This is a genomic window from Candidatus Skiveiella danica, assembly GCF_022705245.1.
Lineage (GTDB): Bacteria > Pseudomonadota > Gammaproteobacteria > Burkholderiales > Burkholderiaceae_C > Skiveiella > Skiveiella danica.
On the sequence record NZ_JAKJEW010000068.1, the window covers coordinates 1 to 2,947 of the forward strand.

Sequence of the window (2,947 nt, forward strand, 5' to 3'; positions counted from 1 at the left end):
GTCGGCAGCGACACAGGTTGCCACGTTCTTCTCGCTGTAATAACCGGTGTCGGCCAGCCAGGTCGCGGGCTGATTCAGTCCTGCCGGGTTCGCCCGCACCTTCTCCACCATCGGTGCGACCTGCTCCTTGTCGTTGCCGGCCTGGGTGACGCGCGGGGCGAGCACCTGTCGGCGCGCGTTTAAAAGTACCCAGTGATGCGCATTGAAATTTACCCAGGGACTTTAGCCGCGTGTCATGGTGGCGGCTGATGGCAAGTGTAGCGTAATTGTCAGATTGAACACCTCCGTTTTCGTCCTGTAGCGTAACCGGGGGACAGATTTGCGTTGGGGAAGCCGCGCAGGGCGTAGCCCGAAGCGGATTTCCCAACGCGGGCGCGGCTCAGAACGGCTCCGTCTGCTTGCCTCGCTTGCTCTGTTCCCGTGCCTTGATGCGCGATTTCGCCGTAGCCGTGCTGTGACGAAAGCGGTATGACTCGTTTCCTGTCTCGACGATGTGACAATGGTGGGTCAGACGGTCGAGCATGGCTGTGGTCATCTTGGCGTCGTTGAAGACGGTCGCCCACTCCCCGAAAGCCAAGTTGGTCGTGATCATCACGCTGGTGTGCTCGTAGAGCTTCGAGAGGAGATGGAACAGCAAGGCGCCACCGGACGAGCTGAACGGCAGGTAGCCGAGTTCGTCGAGGATCACCAGATCCATGCGTAGCAGCGAGAAGGCCAGCCGCCCGGCCTTGCCGGCGGCCTTCTCCTGCTCGAGCAGATTGACCAAATCTACCGTCGAGTAGAAACGCACCCGCTTGCCGTGATCGACGATACCGGAGACACCGAGCGCGGTCGCCAGATGCGTCTTGCCTGTCCCGGTGCCGCCGATGAACACCACGTTGTGCGCCTGTTCTGTAAAGGCCAGCGTCGCCAACTCGTCGATCAGACCCCGATCCACTCTGGACTGCGTGAAGTCGAAGCCGGCCAGATCGCGGTGCACCGGAAACTTGGCCGAGTGCAATTGGTAGCGGACCGACCGCACATGCCGATCCGCGTGTTCGGCCTGGAGCAGATGCTCGATCAGCCAGCGCGAGGTCTGGACACCCACCCCGTTGCCATCGGCAGCCACCTCCTCCCACGCGCCAGCCATGCCATACAAACGGAGTTCCTTGAGTTCGGCAGCAACGTCACGCATGGCTCACCTCCTCACGCAAACGGTCATAGCGATGGGTATCGGCGACGGGCGTCTCGCTGACCGTCAGCGCCGACTCGACCTGAGCCGGCGGCGGCGTCGCCTGTAGCCGGTTGAGTACGTTCTCGATATGCTCGGCGCTCGGATTGCCCGATTCCAGTACCAGTTCCACGGCAACCAGAACGCCCTCCAGGCCATGTTTGGGCACGGCGGCCAACACCTTGGCCATCATTCGGTCACCCCCTTCGCGCTTGAGCAACACCCCGCGCAGTTGCTGCATCGGCGCCGGCATGTCGGCAAACGGAGCGCCATTACGCAATGCGCCGGGTTTGCGCTCGATCAGCGGAATGTAGTGTTGCCAGTCATAGCGGGTTTCGGTCCGGCCGAAACTGCGCAGGTGACTGGCCACCACGGCATCGTGGGCGACGAGGTCAATCCGCTCCGGATAGACACGAATGCCGACCATCTGGCCAACCAGTTCGCAGGGGGCCGAGTAGCGATTCCGGTCAAAGGTGACCAGACAGGTGCTCGACACCTTGCCCAGCGTCTCCACATAGCCGTCGAAGGGTACGATCATCGGCATCAGGTGGGGCTGCTCCTGTTCGAGCATCTCGGCCAGGGGCAGATCGTACTCGGGGTGGCGCAGCTCCTGCCAGAGCGCCCGACAGCGGGCCAGAAGCCACAGGTTCAGTTCGGTGAAGGAGCCGAATCTGACATCGCCGGCATCCTGCCAGATGCGCCGCCGGCTGTCCTGAACGTTCTTCTCGACGATCCCTTTCTCCCAGCCGCTGGCGACGTTGCAGAAGTCAGGATCGAACAGGTAGTGCGAGGCCATCGCCGCAAAGCGCGTATTGACGACCCGGGCCTTGCCTTTCTTGACCTTGTCGACCGCCGTCTTCATGTTGTCGTAGATGCCCCGACGCGGTATACCGCCCAAGGCGGCAAACGCGCGGGCATGGGCGTCAAACAGCATTTCATGGCTTTGCGTCGGGTACGCCTGAACGACAAATGCCTTGCTGTAGCAAAGCTTCAGGTGCGCAACGATGAGCTTGCGCCAAACGCCGCCGATTACCAGGTGTTCTTCGCTCCAGTCAAACTGATGGGCTTCACCCGGCGCAAATTGAAGCGGCACGAAGGCTTTGGTGACTGCCGTTCCGCCACTGCCGCGCCAGTTCCGGATGAATTCGGTGACGCGGCTGTAGTTACCATCAAACCCCAGTGACTTCAACTCGGCATGGAGTTTCAACGCCGTGCGCCTGTCCCTCACCGGTCGCCGCGCATCCGTTTCCAGCATCTTGATCAATCGCTCGGCGTAGGGCGCAATCTTGGTATCCCCAGCCGTGCGCCGGTATTTCGGCTCAATCCCTTCCGGCGCCTTCAGCCACTTCCGGATCGTCTTCCGCGTCAGGCCCGTCCGCCGCTCGATCTCCGACAGATTCAGCCCGTCACGGTAATGCAGTCTCCTTACTTTTCCCAGTAGATTCATGGTGATCATCTCCTCGATTTCCCCGCTCCAAAACGGAACGAAAGAGGTTAATCACCCTGGGTAATTTTCAGCGCGCAGACACCTCGAAATCCGGGTACTTTTCAGTGCGCGTCAACACGCAGGTCGTCGCCCAGTTGCGCGACCTGGCCAGCGCCTATGGCACGGACGAGGTCATGATCAACCTGATGATGCCAGGGGAATCTGCACGGCTCAAAGCCATCGACGCCATTGTGGACGCCATGGCAGCGCAGCCAGCGGCGCGCCTCCATGCAGTACCCGGGGCGAACGAA

General features: G+C 61.4%; 3 protein-coding genes and 1 pseudogene. 1 reads left to right on the forward strand and 3 read right to left on the reverse strand.

The features are described 5' to 3' along the window. The 3 genes and pseudogenes from ACMUOY_RS19860 to istA form a co-directional block, all read right to left on the reverse strand. Nucleotides 1-165, reverse strand: a pseudogene (locus ACMUOY_RS19860) (IS5/IS1182 family transposase); the annotation flags it as partial. Between the two features lie 214 nt (nucleotides 166-379). Next, nucleotides 380-1,174, reverse strand: coding sequence for an ATP-binding protein (istB, locus tag ACMUOY_RS19865; RefSeq protein WP_413894468.1), 795 nt, complete (start codon nucleotides 1,172-1,174; stop codon nucleotides 380-382). Continuing rightward, entirely contained in the window at nucleotides 1,167-2,657 is a 1,491-nt protein-coding gene (gene istA, locus ACMUOY_RS19870) for an IS21 family transposase (RefSeq protein ID WP_413894469.1), read from the reverse strand. Before istA ends, istB begins: the two co-directional genes overlap by 8 nt. Before the next feature lie 104 nt (nucleotides 2,658-2,761). Between istA and ACMUOY_RS19875 the strand changes: the two genes are divergently transcribed. After that, nucleotides 2,762-2,947 (forward strand): hypothetical protein (locus tag ACMUOY_RS19875; protein ID WP_413894470.1); only part of this gene is annotated, 186 nt, incomplete at its 3' end.

Coding starts and splice junctions, on each gene's coding strand:
- istB (WP_413894468.1), bottom strand. CDS start 1,174: ATGCGTGACGTTGCTGCCGAACTCAAGGAACTCCGTTTGTATGGCATG.
- istA (WP_413894469.1), bottom strand. CDS start 2,657: ATGAATCTACTGGGAAAAGTAAGGAGACTGCATTACCGTGACGGGCTG.